The following is a 19,352-nucleotide window of genomic DNA, read 5'->3' on the forward strand; positions in this document are numbered from 1 at the left end:
ACGGCGGCGGTGGAATCGCATAAGAAAGCCCCGAGAATATCTAGAGGTTGCCCATGCCGCGCATTGCCTATGTCAACGGGCGCTATGTCACGCACGCCGATGCCGCCGTCCATATCGAGGACCGTGGCTATCAGTTCGCCGACGGTGTCTATGAGGTCTGCGAGGTGGCGCGTGGTTTCATCGTCGACATGCCGCGCCATCTGTCCCGGCTGAACCGCTCGCTGACCGAATTGTCGATCGCCTGGCCGGTCACCTCCCGCGTGCTGCCACTCATTCTGCGCGAGGTGGTCAATCGCAACCAGGTCGCCAATGGCCTGGTCTACGTGCAGGTGACGCGCGGCGTGGCCAGCCGCGACTTCGCCTTCCCTTCCGCCGACACGAAGCCGGCCCTGGTAGTCACCGCCAGGAAGGCCGACCCAGCGGCTGGAGCGAAGCGAGCCGAGACCGGCATCGCGGTCATCACCGTGCCGGAGAACCGCTGGGACCGCGTCGACATCAAGACCGTCGGGCTGCTGCCCAATGTATTGGCCAAGCAGAAGGCCAAGGAAGCCGGTGCCCAGGAAGCCTGGTTCGTCGACGATGAAGGCAACGTAAAAGAAGGCGGCTCGTCCAATGCCTGGATCGTCACCCGGGACGGCGTCCTGGTCACCAGGCCGGCCGAGCACGGCATCTTGCGCGGCATCACCCGCACGACCATGTTCGAAGTGGCGGCCAAGCTTGGCCTGAAGATCGAGGAGCGCGGCTTTTCCGTCGCCGAGGCCAAGGCGGCACGCGAGGCGTTCATCAGCTCCGCAACGACAATCGCCATGCCGGTGGTGAGCATCGACGGCGATACGGTCGCCAACGGGCACCCCGGCTCAATAACACTTTCCTTGCGGCAGGCCTTTTTTGACATTGCGGAAAAAAGTCCAGCCTGATAACCGCACAGGTGGAATGAACATCAATATATCTCGTTCTGCTTGTCGTTACTGACGACAAGACGGTGTTTGCGAGCTTGACATGCGCCCGTTAATTTGGCGCATTGGCTTGCAAACCGAAGGGGATCGGCGAAAGACAAGAACAATGGCGGAACGATCGCAAAACCTTCAGGACCTGTTCCTGAATTCAGTTCGCAAGAGCAAGAACCCGCTCACCATCTTCCTCATCAACGGCGTGAAGCTGACCGGCGTGGTCACTTCGTTCGACAATTTCTGTGTCCTGCTGCGCCGCGACGGTCACTCCCAGCTCGTCTACAAGCACGCCATTTCCACGATCATGCCGAGCCAGCCGGTTCAGATGTTCGATGGCGAGGAAAGCCAGGGCGCCTGATTGGCACGTGAGAAAGACGCGGACGCCACCGTTCGCGGAAAACCAACACATCATCCCGGGACGGAAGCCAAGGGCCCGACCCGGGCCGTTGTCATTGTGCCCGTCCTTACCCGCCACCAGCGCAACGACGACGAGACCAACCGTCCTCGGTTGATGCGTTCGGCTGATGCTCGTCATGACGAGGCAGTTGGCCTTGCCCGCGCCATCAACCTGGATCTGATCCACACCGCGGTGGTGACCGTCAACGATCCGCGCCCGGCGACGTTGCTCGGCAGCGGCAAGGTTGCGGAGTTCGCGGAAATCGTCAAAGAGGGACATGCGGAAGTGGTCGTCGTCGACCATCCGCTGACCCCGGTGCAGCAGCGCAATCTCGAGAAAGAGCTGAACGCCAAGGTGCTGGACCGCACCGGGCTGATCCTCGAGATCTTCGGCGAGCGCGCGCGCACCAAGGAAGGCACGCTGCAGGTCGAGCTCGCCCATCTCAACTACCAGAAGGGCCGCCTCGTGCGCAGTTGGACCCATCTGGAGCGCCAGCGCGGTGGCGCCGGCTTTCTCGGGGGCCCCGGCGAAACGCAGATCGAATCCGACCGGCGGCAGTTGCAGGAAAAGATCATCAAGCTGAAGCAGGAGCTGGAAACGGTGCGGCGCACGCGCGACCTGCACCGCGCCAAGCGCAGGAAGGTGCCGTTCCCGGTGGTGGCGATCGTCGGCTATACCAACGCCGGCAAGTCGACGCTGTTCAACCGGCTGACCGGAGCAGACGTGCTGGCGCAGGACATGCTGTTCGCTACGCTCGATCCGACGCTGCGCCGCGTGCGCCTGCCACATGGCACGCCGATCATCCTCTCCGACACTGTCGGTTTCATCTCGGACCTGCCGACGCATCTGATCGCGGCTTTCCGCGCCACCCTGGAAGAGGTAGTCGAGGCCGATCTCGTGCTTCATCTGCGCGACATTTCGGATCCGGACACGGCCGCCCAGGCCGAAGATGTCGAGCGTATCCTGGCCGACCTCGGTGTTGACGCCGGCGACGCCAAGCGGGTGATCGAAGTGTGGAACAAGATCGACCGGCTCGACGAAGGCAACCGGACCCGGCTGCTTGCCGACGGCGCCGATGCCAACAAGGCGCCGCCGATCGCGGTGTCGGCGGTGACCGGCGAGGGCATCGATGCGCTGAAGGCGATCATCGAAACGCGGATGGCGGGCGAACTCGAAGACCTCACCGTGACGATCGAGCCGGCACAGTTCGGCCTTGTCGACTGGCTTTACCGCAATGGCGATGTCGTTTCGCGAAGCGACAATGATGACGGCAGCGCCACCATCTCGCTCAAGGCCACGCAAAGCGCCCGCGAAGAGATCGAAAGCAGATTGCGTCGTAAAAACAACGGCTAATGTAACTTACTTCGCAGTCTTTGCTTCCTGCCATAGTGCTTCCATCTCGGCCAGATCAGCCTTGTCCAGCGTGTTGCCGGCTTTCTCCAATGCCTGTTCGACATAGTGGAAGCGCGAGCGGAATTTTTCGTTGGTGCCGCTCAGCGCTGCTTCGGAATCGAGCTTGAGATGACGGCCGAGATTGACGACGGCAAACAGCATGTCGCCGAACTCGTCCTTGATCGAGGCGGTGTCGCCCTTGGCCAGTGCCTCGCGCAATTCGCCGATCTCTTCCTCGATCTTGTCGAGGATGGGCGCCGCCTCGCTCCAGTCGAAGCCGACGCGGGCGGCCTTCTCCTGTAGTTTCAGCGCCCGGGTCAGTGCGGGCAGGGCGACCGGCACGCTGTCCAGAAACCCCTTGCCATTGTCTTCGGGATCGAGACCACGCGCGAGGCGGGCGCTTCGTTTCTCCGCCTTCTCTTCTGCCTTGATCTTTTCCCACATGCCCTTGGCCATGCCGGCGCTACGGGCTTCTTCGTCGCCGAAGACATGCGGATGGCGTCGGATCATCTTGGTGGTGATCGCCTGAACCACATCCGGGAAGGCGAATTCACCGGATTCCTCGGCCATCTGTGCGTGATAGACGACCTGCAGCAGAAGATCGCCGAGCTCGTCGCGCAGATCGTCAAGGTCGCCGCGCGCGATGGCGTCCGCCACCTCATAGGCTTCCTCGATCGTGTAGGGCGCGATGGTCGAGAAATCCTGTTCGATGTCCCAGGGACAGCCGGTCTTCGGCGCCCGCAGCGCCGCCATGATCTCGATCAGGCGCGAAATGTCTTTCGATGGCGTCATCCAAGCTATTCCAGGAAGTGTGAAACGGTTTTCTGTCCGGAATTGCGTCAAAACAGTCTATCGGATGCTATCCCGCGACCGGCCGCGCGGCCAACGCTGTCAGCCGGCGCGGAAGCCTTGTCCACAGATGAGCCGCGTCAATCAAGAACCGAAACGATCGCCTTGGCGAGTTCGTCCATGCCGTCCTCGGGCAGGCCGGCGACATTGATGCGGCTGTCGCCGACCATGTAGACGCCGTGCTCGGCACGCAGCCGCTCGACCTGCGCTTCCGTGAGGCCAAGGCGGGAGAACATGCCGCGATGGCTGGCGACGAAGTCGAAGCGGTCGGAATTGGACTGCCGGCGCAACGCTTCGGCGAATTGCACCCGAAGCCTGAGCATGCGCAGCCGCATCTCTTCGAGCTCGGCTTCCCAGTCGGCGCGCAAGGTGGCGTCTTCGAGCACGATGCGCACGGCCGCCGCACCATGGTCCGGCGGCATCGAATACATGGCGCGCGCCGCCGACAGCATCTGGCTCATCGCCACATCCGCCTGTGCGCCGTCCCTGGCCAGGATCATCGCCGCGCCGACGCGGTCGCGGTAGACGGCGAAATTCTTCGAGCAGCTCGACGCCACCACCATCTCCGGAACTTTCGCCGCCAGCAGGCGCAAGCCGAGGGCATCGGCCTCAAGGCCATCGCCAAAGCCCTGATAGGCGATGTCGACAAACGGCAGCAGCTCGCGCTCGACGACCAGATCGGTAACGGCTGCCCACTGTGCCGCATCCAGATTGGCGCCGGTCGGGTTGTGGCAGCAGCCATGCAGCAACACGACGTCGCCGCTCTTTGCCGTCCGCAACGCGGCCAGCATGTCGTCGAAACGAACGGCGCCCGAGGCCGCATCGAAATAGGGATATTCACGGATCTGCAGGCCGGCGGCGCGCATCACCGGCATGTGGTTCGGCCAGGTCGGATCCGATAGCCAGATGGTTGCATCCGAGCGCGTCCGCTTCAGCAGTTCCGCCACCAGCCGCAGCGCGCCGGAACCGCCGGGCGCCTGTGCGGCGCGGATGCGCGTCATGTCGGCGCCTGGACCGAAGGCGAGCTTGGCCATCACTGTGTTGAAGCCGGTATCGCCGGCAAGGCCGAGATAGGTCTTGGTGTCCTGACCCTCCAAGAGCCGCTTTTCGGCTTCGCGTACGGCGCGCATGACCGGCGTCTTGCCGTCGCGATCCTTGTAGACGCCGACACCGAGATCGACCTTGTCTGGACGCGGATCGGCACGATAAAGGCCGATCAGGGCCAGGATCTTGTCGGCAGGGGCGGGCTGCAGGGTCTCAAACATCGATAGGGCTCCAATGGCGGCGGAGTGATACGCAAATCGGTCGCGTTTCGCCAGCGGTTTTAGCTAGGTGATCCAGCCTGAGACGGGGGTGCCGGGAAGCCTGCCCTGCACGCTCCCCGTGATATGGACGGGGTTCGGTGCGGAACCCATTGATGCGCGTGGGAAAATGACCAGCCAACATCAACAGAGCCACCACGCCATCGTCCGCGCCGGCATGAGCGCTTCCGTGCGCAATTTCGGCTTTGCCGGGGCCAGTGGTCAGGCCCCACCGTATTTCCCAGCCTGCCGCAACAGATAGGCGATCGCGCCCAGCACCATCAAGGCCAGCCCGAACCATGTCAGGGCATAGGCCAGATGGTTGTTGTGGAACGAAACGACCGTCAGGCCGCCGACCGGCCACCCTCCCGGATTGGGCGTGGCATCGGCATCGATGAAATAAGGAGCGACACGCCCGAGGCCTTGCGTCGTGGCGATCGCCTGCACATCGCGCGAATACCAGCGGTTGGCGGCCGGATCGTTGTTACGCAGGAAGCCGCCTTTCGGTTCGCTGATGCGCAACAGGCCGTGAATTCCGGTGTGATCGCCCGAGGGCTTGCCTGCGAGGCGGGTTGCCGGATCGCGCTTGTCCGTCGGCACGAAGCCCCTGTTCACCAGAATCGTGAAGCCATCATCCGCTCGGAACGGCGACATTACCCAGAAGCCCCCGCCGAGATCGGTGACCGCCTGGACCAGGGTCTCGCGATCACCGAGAAACCGGCCCGTGACGGCAAGCTGGCGATACTCGCCATCCCTGGCGTTGATCGCAGGCCAGGCCGAAGGCGCCGGGGCGGCCACAGGTACTGCCTTGAGACGCTGGTCGACACGCTCGATCAGGTCGAGTTTCCAGACGCGGCGCTCCAGCTGCCAGACACCAAGCGCCGAAAAGCCGGTGATGCCGATGGCCCCGCAAAGGCAAAGCACCAACAGCGTCCATGGTGAACGCGTAACCCTTTGGCCGTCGCCTGTATTCGAATGCGGTATCGTCCGTGCCTGTTCGTCCAAAGCCAGGTCCCTCTCTCAGGGTATCTGACTCATGTCATGGCCGGGCATCATGTTGACGTTCAGATGGTACATGACCCAGAGTGAGCCCGTCAGCGCGATCACCACCAGGATGAGGGTGAAGATCAGGGCCATCATGGTCCAGCCGCTCTCCGACCTGGTGTTCATATGCAGAAAGAACACCATGTGGACGATGATTTGCACGACGGCGAAGGCCATGATGGCAATCGCAGACGCCATCTGATTGCCGAGCGCGTTGGTCATGACCAGCCAGAAGGGAATGGCGGTCAGCACGACGGACAGGCCGAAGCCTGTCAGATAGCCGCGCAGCGAGCCGTGATCGACGCCGTGATGCGCGTGGCTCTGGTCGCTGGTGTCTGTTTGGTGCCCGGCGCTCATCGCAACATTCCCATCAGATAAACGAAGGTGAAGACGCCGATCCAGATGACGTCGAGGAAGTGCCAGAACATGCTCAGGCACATCAGGCGCCGCTGGTTCGCGACGATCAGCCCATGCCTGGAGACCTGCACCATCAGCACCACCAGCCAGATCAGGCCGAAGGTGACGTGCAGGCCGTGCGTTCCGACCAGCGTGAAGAACGACGACAGGAAGCCGCTGCGCTGCGGCGTCGCCCCCTCGTGGATGAAATGGGCGAATTCGTAGAGTTCGATGCTGAGAAAGGCGAGGCCGAACAGGCCAGTGATCACCAGCCACACCTGCATGGGTTTCACCCGTCCCTTCGCCATCTCCAGCATCGCGAAGCCGTAAGTGATGGAGGACAGGAGCAGCATGGTGGTGTTCAGCGCGACCAGCGGAAGATCGAACAGGTCCTTCGGCGCGGGTCCGGCCGCGTAATTGCCACCGAGCACGCCGTAGACCGCGAACAGCATCGCGAAGATGAGGCAGTCGCTCATCAGATAGATCCAGAAGCCGAGCATGGTGCTGCTGCCGCTCTCGGCATGGCCGTGGTCGTCTTCCAGGTGGAAGACCGTGTCGTCGATCACCGTGTCGGCGTGTGCCATGGTGCTTATCCCGCCTGGCTGGTGGCTGCGAGCAGGCGTGTCCGCTCGTCCTCGACGCGGGTGACGTCACTGGACGGAATGTGGAAGTCCCGGTCGTAGTTGAAAGTATGCGCGATGGCGTAGCCGATCAGGGCGACGAAGCTGACGATCGCCAGCCACCAAATGTACCAGATGAGCGCCATGGCAAGCACCACGCTCAACCCGGCCAGGACGACGCCGGCTCCGGTGTTGCGCGGCATGTGGATGTCGCGGAAGCCCGTCAACGGACGCTGGTAGCCGCGATTCTTCATGTCCGTCCAGGCGTCGAGATCGTGGACGACCGGCGTGAAGGCGAAATTGTAGGCCGGCGGCGGCGAGGACGTCGCCCATTCGAGCGTACGCCCGTCCCACGGATCGCCGGTATCGTCGCGAAGCTGCTCGCGCCGGCGCACGCTGACGAAGATCTGGATGAGGAAGGACAGGATGCCAAGCAGGATCAGGAAGGCGCCGAAGGCGGCGATGATGAACCAGATCTGCAGCGAGGGATCCTCAAAGGTGCGCAGCCGGCGCGTTACGCCCATCAAGCCGAGGATGTAGAGCGGCATGAAGGCGAACCAGAAGCCGACCACCCAGAACCAGAACGACATCTTTCCCCAGAACGGATCAAGCCGGAATCCGAATGCCTTGGGGAACCAGTAGCTGATGCCGGCAAACAGGCCGAACAGCACGCCGCCGATGATGACGTTGTGGAAATGCGCGACCAGGAACAGGCTGTTGTGGAGCACGAAGTCGGCTGGCGGAACCGCGAGCAGCACGCCGGTCATGCCGCCGACCACGAAGGTCAGCATGAAGGCGACCGTCCACATCATCGGCAGTTCGAAGCGGATGCGGCCGCGGTACATGGTGAACAGCCAGTTGAATATCTTGGCGCCTGTCGGGATCGAAATGATCATCGTTGTGATGCCGAAGAACGAGTTGACGCTCGCTCCCGATCCCATGGTGAAGAAGTGATGCAGCCAGACCAGGTAGGACAGGATGGTGATGACGATGGTTGCATAGACCATCGATGTGTAGCCGAAGAGCCGCTTGCCGCAGAAGGCCGAGGTCACTTCGGAGAATATGCCGAAGGCCGGCAGGATCAGGATGTAGACCTCGGGGTGGCCCCAGATCCAGATCAGGTTCACGTACATCATCGGATTGCCGCCGAAGTCGTTCGTGAAGAAGTTGGTGCCGACATAGCGGTCGAGAGCCAGCAGGGCCAGCACCGCCGTCAGCACCGGGAAGGCGGCGACGATGAGCACATTGGTGCAGAGCGCGGTCCAGGTGAAGATCGGCATTCTCATCATGGTCATGCCTGGCGCGCGCATCTTGACGATGGTGCAGACCAGGTTCACGCCCGACAGCAGCGTGCCGACGCCCGCCACTTGCAGGGCCCAGATATAATAATCGACACCGACATCGGGACTGTAGCCGATACCCGACAGCGGCGGATAGGCAAGCCAGCCGGTGCGGGCGAATTCGCCGACGAACAGCGACATCATGACGATGACCGCGCCGCCGACCGTCATCCAGAAGCTGAAATTGTTGAGGAACGGAAACGACACGTCGCGCGCGCCGATCTGCAGCGGGACGACGAAATTCATCAGGCCCGTCACCAGCGGCATCGCCACGAAGAAGATCATGATCACGCCGTGCGCGGTGAAGATCTGGTCGTAGTGATGCGAATTGAGATAGCCTTCCGAACCGCCGAAGGCCATCGCCTGCTGGAGCCGCATCATGATGGCGTCGCTGAAGCCGCGCAGCAGCATGACGATGCCGAGCACCATGTACATCACACCGATGCGCTTGTGGTCGACGCTGGTGAACCATTCGCGCCACAGATAGCCCCAGAGCTTGAAATAGGTCAGCGCGCCGACGAGGGCGATGCCGCCCAGCGCGACGACTACGAAGGTCGCGACCACGATGGGTTCGTGCAGCGGCAGCGACTCGAGCGTGAGCCGGCCGAAGATCGCCTTGAGAAGAGCAGGATTGTCGAACATGTCTTGCGTGGCGCCTCAGGAGTTGAAGGGCGACCGAAGCGTGCCGGTTGCGGAAGGTGACGGCAGTCGGATCGACAGGGGCAGTGGCCGTTGCAGACCAGCGCCGACTATCGGCGTCGAGGTCATCGGCGTGACGGATTGATCGGCCTTCGAAGCCGCCAGTGCTTCTTCGGTCGTGCATATGCTGGCGACATAGGATGGGGCAGGGCCGAATATCGTGCCGCGCCGGGCGAACTTGTCATACAGCAGCGGCAGGGTGTTGCGGATGCCGGCCATTCCCAGCCCGCCCTTGGCATCGATCTGCGACATCTCGCTCATGCACATCTTGCCGGGCTCGACGCACATGTTGAGGATCGCCTTGTAGAGATCGGCATCCACCGCCGCATAATGGCGCACGGGTTGGTTCTCGCTGGGCTGTTCGAGCTCCAGATAGCCGTTTCGGTCGAGCTTGCCGCCGCCGTCCTTTGCCTTCGCGATCCATGCCTGGAAACCGGCATCGTCTAGGCCGTGGAACGCGAAGCGCATTCCCGAGAAGCCGGCGCCGCTGTAGTTGGCGGAGAACCCTTCATAGTCGCCGGACTTGTTTATGACGGCGTGCAGCCTGGTTTCCATACCCGGCATCGCATAGATCTGGCCGGCCAGTGCTGGAATGTAGAAGGAGTTCATCACCGATGCGGAGGTGATGCGAAAGCTGATCGGCCGGTCGACCGGCGCAGCCAGTTCGTTGACCATGGCGACGCCGTACTCCGGATAGATGAACAGCCATTTCCAGTCGAGCGCGACGACTTCGACCTCAAGCGGGCGCACGTCCGGCGGCAGCGGCTTGCCGGCCGATACACGTCCGATCGGCCGATAGGGGTCGAGCAGATGCGTCCCCATCCACGTCACCGCGCCCAGGCAGATGATGATCAGAAGCGGCACAGCCCAAATGACGAGCTCGAGATGGGTCGAGTGGTCCCAATCCGGCTCGTAGCGCGCCTCGCGGTTGGACTGGCGGTATCGCCAGGCAAAGAATATGGTGAGAGCCATCACCGGTATGATGACGATCAGCATCAGTGCCGTGGACACCATCAGCAGGTCGCGCTGCTGCGCGGCGACGTCGCCGGCAGGGTTCATGACGACCATGCTGCAGGAGCCGAGCGATGCCAGCAGGGGCAGCAGGAAAAGGGTACGGAGACGGCTCAATGTATGACCTGTCGGTTGTTCCCCCCAGTGCTAGCCGCACCGCGGCAATGAAGGCATTGGACAATTTGTCCAATGCCGCAATGACGCGGCAGGCGTCATCAAAGCATCTGGCCCGCGCACATGGCAAGCGATCGTATGACACCGCGGCGGGGCGACGGAGAATGCTGTGAGCCCAACTTCGAAGATGGAAGCCGACGCAAGACGGATCAACGCGCGGCATCATGAGGTGAAGCCCGGCGAAATCGCCGTTGGCGTCATCATCGGCAGGACGTCGGAATTCTTCGACTTCTTCGTCTACGCGATCGCTTCCGTCATCGTTTTTCCGAAGCTCGTATTTCCTTATGCCGACCCGTTGACCGGCACGCTCTACTCCTTCGCCATCTTCGCGCTTGCCTTCATCGCGCGGCCGATCGGCACGGCGATCTTCACCGCGCTCGACCGCGCCTACGGACGCAGCGCCAAGCTCACCATCGCGCTGTTCCTGCTGGGGACCTCGACCGTGTCGATCGCCTTCGTGCCCAGTTACGACCAGATCGGCCAGGCTTCGGCCTGGCTGCTGGCCATGTTCCGGATCGGTCAGGGACTGGCGCTGGGCGGGACATGGGACGGACTTGCCTCGCTGCTGGCGTTGAATGCGCCCGAAAAGCGCCGCGGCTGGTATGCGATGATCCCGCAGCTGGGCGCGCCACTCGGGCTCATCGTTGCCAGCGCCCTGTTTGCATATTTCGTCGGCAACCTGTCGGCCGAAGACTTCTTCAGCTGGGGCTGGCGCTACCCGTTCTTCGTCGCCTTCGCCATCAATGTCGTCGCCCTGTTCGCACGGCTGCGCATCGTGGTGACGCCGGAATACACCAAACTGTTCGAAGGCCAGGAACTGGAGCCGACTTCCGTCCGCGAGACGTTGCGCGCCGAAGGGCGCACTGTCGTGCTCGGCGCCTTCGCGCCGCTGGCGAGTTTCGCCCTGTTCCACATGGTGACTGTGTTTCCTCTGTCCTGGATTTTCCTGTTCACGCGCGAGGGACCGGCTCGGTTCCTGGTCATCGAGACGATCGGAGCCTTCTTCGGCCTGGCGGCAATCGCGATCTCGGGCTTCGTCGCCGACCGGGTTGGGCGCTGGCCCTTGCTCGGAGGCTCGGCGGTGGCCATCGCCGTTTTCAGCGGTTTCGCGCCACAGCTGCTCGATGGCGGCTTCGTCGGAGAGTCCGTCTTCATGGTCTTGGGCTTCGTCCTGCTCGGCCTGTCGTTCGGCCAGTCTTCAGGAGCACTCGCCTCGAATTTTTCAAAGACCTACCGCTATACAGGTGCTGCGCTGACCTCGGACCTCGCCTGGCTGTTCGGGGCGGGCTTCGCCCCCATAGTCGCCCTGTTCCTGTCCGCCCATTTCGGGCTGATCTCGTCAGGCGCCTATCTGTTGTCGGGAGCACTATGCACCTTGCTTGCGCTGAGGCTCAACCAGCGCCTGGATCGGACGCCCGCTTGAGTGACCTGCTTGGCCAGGGCTGGGGACCTCCCGGCCCAATGACTCTGCACGACAAGACCAACAAACAGAATTTTCTGCTTCTGATTCAACTGCGCTGGATCGCGGTCGGTGGTCAGATCGTGACGATCCTGTTCGTCCACTACGTGCTCGGCATCGGATTGCCACTGGTCCCGATGGCGGTGGTGATCCTGCTGCTGATCGCTCTCAATGTCGCCAGCCTGCGCCGGCACAGCAGCCAGGACGCGATCACCAACACCGAGCTGTTTCTTGGGCTGCTGCTCGACGTCACCGCGTTGACGGTCCAGCTTTACCTGAGTGGCGGCGCGTCCAATCCCTTCATTTCGCTTTACCTGCTCCAGGTCATCCTGGGCGCGGTGCTGCTGGAGACATGGTCGGTCTGGGCCCTTGTCCTCATTGCAAGCACGTGCTTCATCGCGCTGACCACTTTCTACCGTGAGATCAGCCTGCCCGCCGCACACGGTGCCGGGCTGTTCAGCTTGCACATCCAAGGCATGTTCATCTGTTTCGTCCTGGCGGCAACGCTTCTGGTGCTGTTCATCACCAGGGTCCAGAACAACATTCGCACCCGCGACGCCCATCTTGCGGATTTGCGCCAGCAGTCGGCGGAGGAGGCTCACATCGTCAGGATGGGCCTGCTCGCCTCTGGCGCCGCGCATGAGCTCGGCACGCCGCTGGCCACGCTTTCGGTCATCCTCAACGACTGGCAGCGCATGCCGGCTCTCGAGGCCGATCCGGATCTGGCGCAGGAAATCCGGGAGATGCAGGGCCAGTTGGACCGTTGCAAGAAGATCGTTTCGGGAATCCTGATGTCGTCGGGCGAATTGCGCGGCGAAGGCACGGTTCGCACCTCCGTCGACACCTTCCTGGCGGAGCTGGTGGCCGAATGGAAATCGACACGGCTGCCGCAAGGTTTCGAATACACCAGGCGTTTCGGCGCCAACCAGGAGATCGTCTCCGATCCTGCGCTCAAACAGGTGATGTTCAATGTACTGGACAACGCACTTGAAGCGTCGCCTCTATGGGTCGGGTTGATCGTCAGCCGCCACGCTGACGATCTTATCGTCGAAGTTGTCGACGCGGGACCGGGATTTGAAGAAGCCATGCTTGCTGAATTCGGCAAGCCCTATACGTCGACCAAAAACCGGCCAGGTAGCGGGCTCGGCCTGTTTCTGGTCGTCAATGTCATCCGCAAGCTGGGGGGTAGCGTCACCGTAAGAAATAGAACCGAGGGGGGAGCTTCGGTTACGTTGCATCTGCCGCTGGCTGCTCTGTCTCCGCGAGGGCACAATGCCGACTAAACGCACGCTGTTGATCGTCGAGGACGACATCGCCTTTGCCAACGCACTGCGCCGGTCTTTCGAACGGCGTGACTACGAAACGCATAGCTGCCGGAGCGTCGACGGCGTGCATGCGCTGATCGGCACCGTTGCCTTCCAATATGCCGTCGTCGATCTCAAGCTTGCCAGCGGCTCGGGCCTGGAATGCGTCAGGGCGCTGCACGAGCACGATCCTGAAATGCGGATCGTCGTGTTGACCGGCTTTGCAAGCATCGCCACCGCTGTCGAGGCGATCAAGCTCGGCGCCTGCCAGTATCTCGCCAAGCCCGCCAATACAGATGACATTGAAGCGGCTTTCGGCCAGGTCGAGGGCAATGCTTCGGTGCCGCTCGCCGAGCGACCAACCTCGATAAAGAACCTCGAATGGGAGCGTATCCACGAGATGCTGGTGGAGGCCGACTTCAACATTTCCGAGACGGCACGACGGCTGGGCATGCACCGCCGGACTCTGGCGCGGAAGCTTGAGAAGAGGCGTGTGAAGTAGGCACGATCTACCGGGCATCGCATATTGTGCGGCACCAATGATGGAATCGATGCCGGCAACACTCGTTGCATTCGAACGATGTCCTCAAAGGGAAAAAATTGGCAGGGCAGGGATTAAAATCCCCACATGCTCCGTAAACAGGACATGAAACCGTCGATGCCACGCTTTGACATCATAGGACAGCTCGGTTCGCTGCGCCGCTATGCGCGCTCGCTGACGCGCGACAGCACCGACGCCGAGGATCTTGTCCATGACGCGCTGGTGCGCGCCTATGAGCGGCGCAGCACGTTCCGCTCCGGCGGAAACCTGCGCGCGTGGCTGCTGTCGATCGTCCACAACACCTTCATCGACAAGATGCGGTCCCGCAAGTCCGAAGCATCGCGCGTCGAACAGGCTGGATACCTGGCCGACGGCAGCACGCCGGCACCACAGGAACATTCGGTGCGCCTGGCGCAGGTGCGCGAGGCTTTTTTCAGCCTGCCGGAAGAACAGCGTTCAGCGCTGCACCTCGTCGCCATCGAAGGCCTCTCCTATCAACAGGCCGCCGATGCCAGCGGCGTGCCGCTCGGCACGCTGATGTCACGCATCGGCAGGGCGCGCGCCGCACTGCGCGAGATGGAGGAGCCCGCGAAGGCAAAAAACCACCTCAGGATCGTTGGAGGCCCGTCATGACCGCAACTGTCGATCCCGTGACCGATATCGACCTCGACGCCTATGTCGACGACCAGGTCGACGTCACCCGCCGCATCGAGGTCGAAGCATTCTTGTCCGCCCGCCCGGAGGCGGCGGCGCGCGTGATGTCGGATCTCAGGACCCGGGATGAACTGCGCGTGGCGCTTGCCGGTTCCGCAGGTTTGGCCGGCTCCAAGGGCATGGCGCGGCCCGCGACCGCCGATGCCGCGCGGCGGCTGGAGAGGGGGCTTGCCCGCGGCCGGCTCTTCGGCGTGTTGCAGCGCGCGGCGGCGGTCGCCGGCTTCGTCGCCGCCGGCTGGCTGGCAAACGGCATCATCGGGCCGATGTCGGTGACCAAGGTCGTCGCCTCGCCGCAGCCGCCCGCCTATGTCGACGAGGCAGTGCAGGCCCACAGGACGACGCTGGTGCGCGAGAGCATGCCGTCGCAGCCGGAAGCGCCCAATTACAACGCCGGCGAAATCCGCGCCGCCACTGCCATCGTCATGCCGTCGCTGCCGACGGATTGGAGGGTGCGCGACGTGCAGATCTATCCGTCGCGCTTTGGGCCGAGCGTCGAGATGGCGGTCGAGACGAAAGACATGGGGCTGGTGTCGCTGTTTGCGATCCGGCCCGGAACCTTCGACGTCGTCAAGCCGACGATAGCGCCCTCGGGCGACATTTCGTCGGCCTATTTCCAGATCGGCGATGTCGCCTATGCGGTGGTCGGACGAAGCGAGGTCCACGACCTCGACCGCGCCGCCGAGACGCTTGCCAAGACGCTTTACTGATCGATCCACAAAGGAGAACGCAAATGAACACCCCCAATCTGGGATATCGCGTCGGCGCCGGCGCCCAAACCGGAGCCATCTTCGACGAGGGCCTGCGCCAGCATATGCTGCGCGTCTACAACTACATGGGGGTCGGCCTTGTGGTCACCGGTCTCGTCGCCTTCATGATCTCATCGACGCCGGCGCTCTACGTGCCGATCTTCTCCAGCCCGCTGAAATGGGTGGTGATGCTGGCACCGCTCGCCTTCGTCATGTTGTTCTCGTTCAAAATGCAGACCATGTCGGCGGCGAGTGCCCAGGCGATGTTCTGGGCCTTCTGCGCGGTCATGGGCCTGTCGCTCGCCTCCGTGTTCCTGGTCTTCACCGGAACCAGCATCGCGCGCACCTTCTTCATCGCCGCCACCATGTTCGGCGCCACCAGTCTCTACGGCTACACGACAAAGCGCGACCTGACCCAGTTCTCGTCGTTCCTGATCATGGGCCTGATCGGCGTGGTGATCGCCAGCATCGTCAACATCTTCCTCGGCTCGACCGCGCTGCAGTTCGCCATCTCGGTGATAGGCATCGCCGTGTTCATCGGCCTGACCGCCTGGGATACGCAGACGATCAAAGAACAGTATGCCGAGAATTTCGACGCGGAATCGCGCCAGAAACTTGCCGTCTTCGGCGCCTTCTCGCTCTATCTGAATTTCATCAACATCTTCCAGCTGCTGCTGAATTTTACCGGCGAACGCGAATAACAACTATCCGCTGTGGGCAACAGCGAGGGTTATTGCTCTTGATGCGGAGAGGTGGCCGGAGGGAGATCCTCCGGCCACAATTCGTTCCTGCAGAACCAGGCTACACCTTGAGTCCCCAAGAGCTTTTGCTAGTCTGCCCACCGCGCCGGCCTTCAACAACGACCCGCGAGGAAATGTGGCACAGGACAGCCAAAGGCTTCATGGCGACGGCATCTCGGCGACCATTGTCGCGCAGGGTGCCGAACTGATTTCGCTGCAAGACGCGCACGGATCTGAATTCCTGTGGCAGGCGGGGCCAGAATGGCGGCGGCACTCGCCGGTGCTGTTCCCGATCGTGGGGCGGCTGGCGGGCGATCATCTGCGCCATCGCGGCCGGACCTATCCAATGACGCAGCACGGGTTTGCGCGCGACAAGCCGTTTGCCTGGACGCAGAAGGGGGCGCGATCCTGCACGCTGGTGCTCACTGACGACGCCGACACCTGGGCGCGCTATCCATTCGCCTTTCGGCTTGAAGTGACCTATACGCTGGTCCGCCAGCAGCTTGATGTGACTTTCGACATCACCAACACCGGTGATGAGTTCCTGCCGGCATCGATCGGGGCGCACCCGGCGTTCAATTGGCCCTTGCAGCCGGATTTGGCCAAGACGGATTACCGGCTGATCTTTGCCGATGATGAGCCGGCGCCGATCCGCCGCCTTAAGGACGGACTGCTGCTGAAAACGCCACAGCCGACGCCTGTCGAAGGCAACATACTCCCGCTCTCTGAGCGGTTGTTCGACGAGGACGCCGTGATTATGGACCAGATCGCCAGCTCCAGCGTGCGTTATGCCGCCGAGCGTGGCCTGGCTCTGGAGATGTCCTGGCAAGGGGTTCGGGAGTTGGGCGTCTGGTCAAAGCCGGGCGGCGCGCCATTCCTTTGCATCGAACCCTGGCACGGCATTGCAAGCCCGGTCGACTTCGATGGTGATTTTGTCGACAAACCAGGCCTGATGGTGATCGCGCCGGGGGCAAAGCGCGTGATGAGCTATCAGATACGGCTGCTATGACGTTCCTGATCGGCAGATCCAGTCACGCCGGGAGTGCCCTATGAAGCTGCATTTCAGCCGCAATCCCAATCCTCGATTGGCGGTCGCGGCGGCACTCCATCTCGACGCGAAAGTCGAATTTGAATTCGCCTCGCCCTTCGCTCCGGGGCAGGCGGAGAAATATCGGCCGTTAAATCCCAATCTCTCACTGCCCATCCTTGTGGATGATGAGGGAAAGAGCCTCTGGGAGGCAGACGCCATAGCCTGCAGGCTCTCGCGCGACGCGCATTCGGATTTCTGGCGCACCGGCGATGACGAACCCGAGATGATCCGCTGGCTGAGCTGGGGCAAGGAGCACTTCGCACTCGCGTGCGACACGGTGCATTTCGAACGTGGGACCAAACAGCGGTACGGCATCGGCCCGATCGATCAGAAGCGGGTGGAGGAGGGCCTAAACCAATTCCATACGGCCGCGGCAATACTCGACGCCGTGCTTGCCGAGCGGCAGTGGCTGGTCGGGAATTCGGTTTCCTATGCCGATTTTCGAATGGCGACCTTTCTGCCGTTCAACGATGCCGCCAGATTGCCGCTCGACGATTATTCCTCTGTCAGCCGCTGGTACCGTCGGCTTGAAGACATCGGCGCCTGGCGTGACCCTTTCAAGGGGATGGATGCACCCGAATTGCCGCCGGTGCCGCAAACGGCTGTCGCGGACCAGCGGTGAGAACGCGCGCGAAGAGCCGCGCAGCAGGCCGAGTCTACCAAGGCAATGATGTGCGGGGGATCGGATGAATATCTATGTCCTGAGTGTGGTCGAAGGACAGGAATGGGTCCTTCCTCGACAGGCGGACGACTACCAGCTGTTTTCGACGCTCTGCGGCCGGAAGCAGACACAATGGCATCCGCCCGGGATGGAGATCCTGCGCGAACACGACGACGGTACGTTCCGGCAATATTCAGATTTTCCATGGCTTGGCGAGCATGTGCTCATCCTGCGGGCGAGGGCGTTGAAGTTGCTTCGGCCAACCCTCGAACCGTACGGTGAATTCCTGCCGCTTCGTGCTGACGAGCCAATATCGCTCTGCAATGTCACCACCGTGATCGATGCGCTGGACGAGGAACGTTCAAAGATCGTTCGCTTTGACGATGGCGGCGTAATGGTGATCGAAAGCCTCGTCCTTCGAGCGGACGCAATCGGCGGTACCGAGATATTCAAGCTGCCCGAGCGTGCGGACGGGGTGCGAATATCCGATATCTATCTGCAGGAGACGATCGTACGCCGGATCGGGGAGCTTGGGCTCAAGGGCATTGCTTTCAACTTGGTCTGGAGCGACGGGCCGGTCGGACAAGGCAGGATCGAATACCCAGGTGTGGAAAAGGGCAGTTCAACCGCAAGCTCGCTCACGCGCTTTTGGGCAGGTCTGCGGCGGAGAGCAGGATTTTGACGTCAAACCTGCCGGACGACGGTGCCGACCACATTGACGAGAAGGCGCGCGGCGGTCAGCGCTGACAGGTCGTCAATGTCAGCCGGAGGATAGAACTCGACAAGGTCGAACCCTGCGATCCGGGCCCGTCTGCCGAGGCCGGCGATCAGGTCGATCACCTCCATGTAGGTGAGGCCGCCGGGTGTACGCGCCGCCACGCCCGGCATGATGCTTGGATCAAGGCTGTCGCAGTCGAGGGTGACGACAACCCGCGCGCCTTCCGGAATATGCCGGAGCGCGGCTTCGACGCCCTGAGCGTGAACCTCGCGGGCGGTCACGAAGCGGCTGCCATAGCGCCGTGCCGCTTCGATCTCGGTGATGCGTGCGCTGCCGACGCTGCGCAGGCCGACTTGCACCATGCCTGCGACATGCGGCATCTCGCTCGCCCTGCGCATCGGGCTCGAATAGCCGTAGCGTTCGCCCTGAACCTCGTCGCGCCAGTCGATATGGGCGTCGATCTGCAGGACCCAGACCGGCCCGTGCTCCGCAAAGCCGGAGAGGAAGGGAATGGTCATGGAACAGTCGCCGCCGATCAGGATCGGCACGGCCGGCAATACCAGGATTTCGCGCGTTTTTGCCTCGATCCTGACCCTGTTGCCGGCATTGTCATGCATGGTGGTCAAGATATCGCCGGCGTCGATGCAAGAGGCCGGCTTGCCGTCGAACAGCGGGCCGCCGAGATCGAAATCCCAGTGCTCGACGAGCGCGGCATCGTCCTGGCTCGCAGTTCGGATGGCATCCGCCGCCAAGGCATGGCCGCGGCTGTCCTTGCCGGGATAAGTGCTGCCGTGACCGGCTCCGAAGATCACTGCGCGGGGCATGTGGCCATCTGTCAGGCGATCGGGAAAGCCGAGAAAGGGAGGCGAGGGTGTCATGGCTTGATGGATCCTGATGATGGCTTAGCGCACGCCGATCGGGTGCGTTTAAGTCAAGCGCCTCGGCTTCAGCTTTGTGTGCCGATTGGGTAAGCCCAATAAACTCTAAAAACAATCGAGATCGATCACCCCACCTGGTGTTTCAAATTTGGGCCAATGGGACATTGGCGGTGGCATGGGCCGATCTCGAGGCGACATTGCGCTGCCGACGAGGACGTTGGCGTTTGGATCGGCAGGCGCGATCCCGAAATTTCCAGTGCGTGACGAGAATGAACCTTGGCTGGTCGCCTGATAGCGGAACCAGGCGAGGTTCACGTTGTTACCACAG

At 62.3% G+C, this 19,352-nt stretch carries 20 protein-coding genes; 12 read left to right on the plus strand and 8 right to left on the minus strand.

Annotated elements, in window-relative coordinates; all coding sequences use genetic code 11:
* Positions 1-53 precede the first annotated feature (53 nt).
* From NKJ00_RS18065 to hflX, 3 genes are all read left to right on the plus strand, one after another.
* On the plus strand, positions 54-917 hold the full coding sequence (locus NKJ00_RS18065) for a D-amino-acid transaminase (protein ID WP_352630625.1): 864 nt from the start codon (positions 54-56) through the stop codon (positions 915-917).
* A 145-nt stretch (positions 918-1,062) separates the two neighbouring features.
* On the plus strand, positions 1,063-1,308 hold the full coding sequence (gene hfq, locus NKJ00_RS18070; protein ID WP_006202172.1) for an RNA chaperone Hfq: 246 nt from the start codon (positions 1,063-1,065) through the stop codon (positions 1,306-1,308).
* Positions 1,309-2,700, plus strand: coding sequence for a GTPase HflX (gene hflX, locus NKJ00_RS18075; protein WP_127272395.1), 1,392 nt, complete (start codon positions 1,309-1,311; stop codon positions 2,698-2,700). It abuts the gene before it with no gap.
* Between the two features lie 6 nt (positions 2,701-2,706).
* Here hflX and mazG read toward each other — a convergent pair whose 3' ends face one another.
* The 7 genes from mazG to cyoA form a co-directional block, all read right to left on the minus strand.
* The gene (gene mazG / locus NKJ00_RS18080; RefSeq protein ID WP_352630627.1) at positions 2,707-3,531 is read right to left on the minus strand and encodes a nucleoside triphosphate pyrophosphohydrolase; all 825 of its coding nucleotides are present in this window, start codon (positions 3,529-3,531) and stop codon (positions 2,707-2,709) included.
* A 137-nt stretch (positions 3,532-3,668) separates the two neighbouring features.
* Positions 3,669-4,853: an amino acid aminotransferase gene (locus NKJ00_RS18085; protein ID WP_352630629.1), complete on the minus strand. Its 1,185-nt coding sequence runs from the start codon at positions 4,851-4,853 to the stop codon at positions 3,669-3,671.
* A 258-nt stretch (positions 4,854-5,111) separates the two neighbouring features.
* Positions 5,112-5,813 carry an SURF1 family protein gene (locus NKJ00_RS18090; RefSeq protein ID WP_352630748.1) on the minus strand — a complete coding sequence of 234 codons (702 nt, stop codon included), beginning with the start codon at positions 5,811-5,813 and terminating at the stop codon, positions 5,112-5,114.
* Positions 5,814-5,909: 96 nt separating this feature from the next.
* Entirely contained in the window at positions 5,910-6,290 is a 381-nt protein-coding gene (gene cyoD, locus NKJ00_RS18095; RefSeq protein ID WP_352611739.1) for a cytochrome o ubiquinol oxidase subunit IV, read from the minus strand.
* Complete coding sequence (gene cyoC / locus NKJ00_RS18100; RefSeq protein ID WP_352630631.1) at positions 6,287-6,913, minus strand: cytochrome o ubiquinol oxidase subunit III; 627 nt, start codon at positions 6,911-6,913, stop codon at positions 6,287-6,289. The genes cyoD and cyoC overlap by 4 nt, the downstream gene beginning before the upstream one ends.
* A gap of 5 nt (positions 6,914-6,918) precedes the next feature.
* Positions 6,919-8,931, minus strand: coding sequence for a cytochrome o ubiquinol oxidase subunit I (gene cyoB, locus NKJ00_RS18105; protein WP_352630633.1), 2,013 nt, complete (start codon positions 8,929-8,931; stop codon positions 6,919-6,921).
* A 15-nt stretch (positions 8,932-8,946) separates the two neighbouring features.
* A complete protein-coding gene (gene cyoA, locus NKJ00_RS18110) occupies positions 8,947-10,116 on the minus strand; it encodes a ubiquinol oxidase subunit II (protein ID WP_352630635.1) in 1,170 nt (389 codons plus the stop codon).
* Between the two features lie 184 nt (positions 10,117-10,300).
* Here cyoA and NKJ00_RS18115 point away from each other — a divergent pair, with 184 nt between their 5' ends.
* From NKJ00_RS18115 to NKJ00_RS18155, 9 genes are all read left to right on the plus strand, one after another.
* The gene (locus NKJ00_RS18115) at positions 10,301-11,596 is read left to right on the plus strand and encodes an MFS transporter (protein WP_352630751.1); all 1,296 of its coding nucleotides are present in this window, start codon (positions 10,301-10,303) and stop codon (positions 11,594-11,596) included.
* A 38-nt stretch (positions 11,597-11,634) separates the two neighbouring features.
* A complete protein-coding gene (locus NKJ00_RS18120; protein ID WP_502895872.1) occupies positions 11,635-12,915 on the plus strand; it encodes an ATP-binding protein in 1,281 nt (426 codons plus the stop codon).
* Positions 12,905-13,438: a response regulator transcription factor gene (locus NKJ00_RS18125; RefSeq protein ID WP_023812014.1), complete on the plus strand. Its 534-nt coding sequence runs from the start codon at positions 12,905-12,907 to the stop codon at positions 13,436-13,438. Before NKJ00_RS18120 ends, NKJ00_RS18125 begins: the two co-directional genes overlap by 11 nt.
* A 156-nt stretch (positions 13,439-13,594) precedes the next feature.
* On the plus strand, positions 13,595-14,110 hold the full coding sequence (locus tag NKJ00_RS18130; RefSeq protein ID WP_236383399.1) for a sigma-70 family RNA polymerase sigma factor: 516 nt from the start codon (positions 13,595-13,597) through the stop codon (positions 14,108-14,110).
* Entirely contained in the window at positions 14,107-14,898 is a 792-nt protein-coding gene (locus tag NKJ00_RS18135; RefSeq protein WP_127294473.1) for an anti-sigma factor family protein, read from the plus strand. The genes NKJ00_RS18130 and NKJ00_RS18135 overlap by 4 nt, the downstream gene beginning before the upstream one ends.
* A 23-nt stretch (positions 14,899-14,921) precedes the next feature.
* Positions 14,922-15,638, plus strand: a complete 717-nt coding sequence (locus NKJ00_RS18140) for a Bax inhibitor-1/YccA family protein (RefSeq protein ID WP_023812012.1) — start codon at positions 14,922-14,924, stop codon at positions 15,636-15,638.
* A 175-nt stretch (positions 15,639-15,813) separates the two neighbouring features.
* Positions 15,814-16,686: an aldose 1-epimerase family protein gene (locus NKJ00_RS18145; RefSeq protein WP_352630639.1), complete on the plus strand. Its 873-nt coding sequence runs from the start codon at positions 15,814-15,816 to the stop codon at positions 16,684-16,686.
* A 40-nt stretch (positions 16,687-16,726) separates the two neighbouring features.
* Positions 16,727-17,389, plus strand: coding sequence for a glutathione S-transferase family protein (locus NKJ00_RS18150; protein ID WP_352630641.1), 663 nt, complete (start codon positions 16,727-16,729; stop codon positions 17,387-17,389).
* A 64-nt stretch (positions 17,390-17,453) separates the two neighbouring features.
* Positions 17,454-18,110, plus strand: coding sequence for an imm11 family protein (locus NKJ00_RS18155; RefSeq protein WP_352630643.1), 657 nt, complete (start codon positions 17,454-17,456; stop codon positions 18,108-18,110).
* A 2-nt stretch (positions 18,111-18,112) separates the two neighbouring features.
* Here the strand turns inward: NKJ00_RS18155 and NKJ00_RS18160 are convergent, their stop codons facing one another.
* Complete coding sequence (locus NKJ00_RS18160; RefSeq protein WP_352630645.1) at positions 18,113-19,024, minus strand: agmatinase; 912 nt, start codon at positions 19,022-19,024, stop codon at positions 18,113-18,115.
* Positions 19,025-19,352 lie beyond the last annotated feature (328 nt).

The organism is Mesorhizobium sp. M0227 (assembly GCF_040321855.1).
GTDB lineage: Bacteria > Pseudomonadota > Alphaproteobacteria > Rhizobiales > Rhizobiaceae > Mesorhizobium.

What these genes read in the sequence shown, in the direction of transcription:
- NKJ00_RS18065 (WP_352630625.1), top strand. Translation starts at nt 54, where the DNA reads ATGCCGCGCATTGCCTATGTCAACGGGCGCTATGTCACGCACGCCGAT.
- hfq (WP_006202172.1), top strand. Translation starts at nt 1,063, where the DNA reads ATGGCGGAACGATCGCAAAACCTTCAGGACCTGTTCCTGAATTCAGTT.
- mazG (WP_352630627.1), bottom strand. Translation starts at nt 3,531, where the DNA reads ATGACGCCATCGAAAGACATTTCGCGCCTGATCGAGATCATGGCGGCG.
- NKJ00_RS18085 (WP_352630629.1), bottom strand. Translation starts at nt 4,853, where the DNA reads ATGTTTGAGACCCTGCAGCCCGCCCCTGCCGACAAGATCCTGGCCCTG.
- cyoD (WP_352611739.1), bottom strand. Translation starts at nt 6,290, where the DNA reads ATGAGCGCCGGGCACCAAACAGACACCAGCGACCAGAGCCACGCGCAT.
- cyoC (WP_352630631.1), bottom strand. Translation starts at nt 6,913, where the DNA reads ATGGCACACGCCGACACGGTGATCGACGACACGGTCTTCCACCTGGAA.
- cyoB (WP_352630633.1), bottom strand. Translation starts at nt 8,931, where the DNA reads ATGTTCGACAATCCTGCTCTTCTCAAGGCGATCTTCGGCCGGCTCACG.
- NKJ00_RS18115 (WP_352630751.1), top strand. Translation starts at nt 10,301, where the DNA reads ATGGAAGCCGACGCAAGACGGATCAACGCGCGGCATCATGAGGTGAAG.
- NKJ00_RS18120 (WP_502895872.1), top strand. Translation starts at nt 11,635, where the DNA reads ATGACTCTGCACGACAAGACCAACAAACAGAATTTTCTGCTTCTGATT.
- NKJ00_RS18125 (WP_023812014.1), top strand. Translation starts at nt 12,905, where the DNA reads ATGCCGACTAAACGCACGCTGTTGATCGTCGAGGACGACATCGCCTTT.
- NKJ00_RS18130 (WP_236383399.1), top strand. Translation starts at nt 13,595, where the DNA reads ATGCCACGCTTTGACATCATAGGACAGCTCGGTTCGCTGCGCCGCTAT.
- NKJ00_RS18135 (WP_127294473.1), top strand. Translation starts at nt 14,107, where the DNA reads ATGACCGCAACTGTCGATCCCGTGACCGATATCGACCTCGACGCCTAT.
- NKJ00_RS18140 (WP_023812012.1), top strand. Translation starts at nt 14,922, where the DNA reads ATGAACACCCCCAATCTGGGATATCGCGTCGGCGCCGGCGCCCAAACC.
- NKJ00_RS18150 (WP_352630641.1), top strand. Translation starts at nt 16,727, where the DNA reads ATGAAGCTGCATTTCAGCCGCAATCCCAATCCTCGATTGGCGGTCGCG.
- NKJ00_RS18155 (WP_352630643.1), top strand. Translation starts at nt 17,454, where the DNA reads ATGAATATCTATGTCCTGAGTGTGGTCGAAGGACAGGAATGGGTCCTT.
- NKJ00_RS18160 (WP_352630645.1), bottom strand. Translation starts at nt 19,024, where the DNA reads ATGACACCCTCGCCTCCCTTTCTCGGCTTTCCCGATCGCCTGACAGAT.